Annotated in this window: 1 protein-coding gene; it reads right to left on the reverse strand. The window is 47.3% G+C overall.

Going from position 1 to position 1,305, the window contains the following annotated elements:
* Positions 1 to 69 precede the first annotated feature (69 nt).
* Positions 70 to 1,305: Rib/alpha-like domain-containing protein (locus FYJ39_RS20380; protein WP_268890697.1), on the reverse strand; the 1,236-nt coding region annotated here is incomplete at its 5' end.

Consider the following 1,305-nt stretch of genomic DNA (forward strand, 5'->3'; position numbering starts at 1 on the left):
GGGAATGCCGCTTTACGCGGCATTCCCCGGTCAGCATTGATTGCCTCTTTTTCGTATACTTACCTCGTTTTAGGATTCTGGCTTCCAAACTCCATTGGCATCTACATAGTAGTTATCCGGGGTTCTTTCATTCTGGTACATGGAGCCATAGGGTCTCCTGTTGTGATTGTCATAGTACCAGTGGCCGTCCTCCTTTTGCAGATAGGTCTGCTGCAAAACATTAGCTGCTTCTGTAAAATAGTAGTACTGATTGTCTATCAGCAACCAGCCCTCACACATGGCTCCTGTCTTTTGGTCAAGATAGTACCACTTTCCGTCCATCGGCTCATAATACCAGCCTCTGTGCAATACCCCTAAATTTCCATCAGAAATTGCATGGGTGTGATACCATTTCCCATTCTGGCTCTTGATCCAGCCATACTCCATGATTCCGTCTTCGTTAAACTTAAACCAGCTAAATTTCCCATATTCATCCTTGGCATATGGATTTGAGATATACATCCAGCCTTTTTTCGCCAGGGCTCCTGTTGAGGTATGGTAGGACCATTTGTTGGAAGCCCCGTCTACCAGAATCCAGCTTCCTCCTACCGATCCGCTGCTTACGCTCATATCCGGGTCTGCGTAGATTCGGTCGTTGCTGGTATTGAGTATTCTTGAGCTTGAACCGCCTCCGCCTGAACCGCCGCTCCAGCTTCCGCCCGTACCCCTTGAGCCTTTGGAAACCGTCACAGGAACCTTAATCTCTTCTGAGGAGCCGTCTGGATATACCACCTTGATAATTGCTTCATAGTCCTTTGTTTTGTCTACATTGGAAGGCGTTACGTCCTTATACTCTGTATCAGAAGGAAGCTCTTCCTTATTCTTGATCCCCTCCTCCGGCTCCAGGGTCTCTCCTGGCTTAACGATTACATCCTGAGGAATGGGGTCGTATTTCTTTGCGTCGTTTCCTTTGGCCTCGCTTGGGGTTGCTTCACTTGGAGTTGCCTCGCTTGGGGTTGCTGTTTCCTCCTCACCTTCTACTTTGATGGTGATCTTCAGGATTTTCTCAGAGCCATCGGTATATAGGATTCGAAGTTTTCCTCTATTTCTATATCTTCCCGGCCTGTCTGTCAAAATCTCGTCTTTATCTTCTGTCTCGTCGTAAACAGCATCAACGTAATCCGAAATATCATCCCAATTTGCTATATTGTGTTCATCCAGTTCTACCGTTTCTCCGACCTGAATTACCTCATCTTTGGCTTTAGGTGGGTACTTCCTTGACAACCTCTCTTTATCCGGCTGATCCGGCTGTACCACCTTCACCGG

The organism is Clostridium porci, assembly GCF_009696375.1.
Taxonomy (GTDB): domain Bacteria; phylum Bacillota; class Clostridia; order Lachnospirales; family Lachnospiraceae; genus Enterocloster; species Enterocloster porci.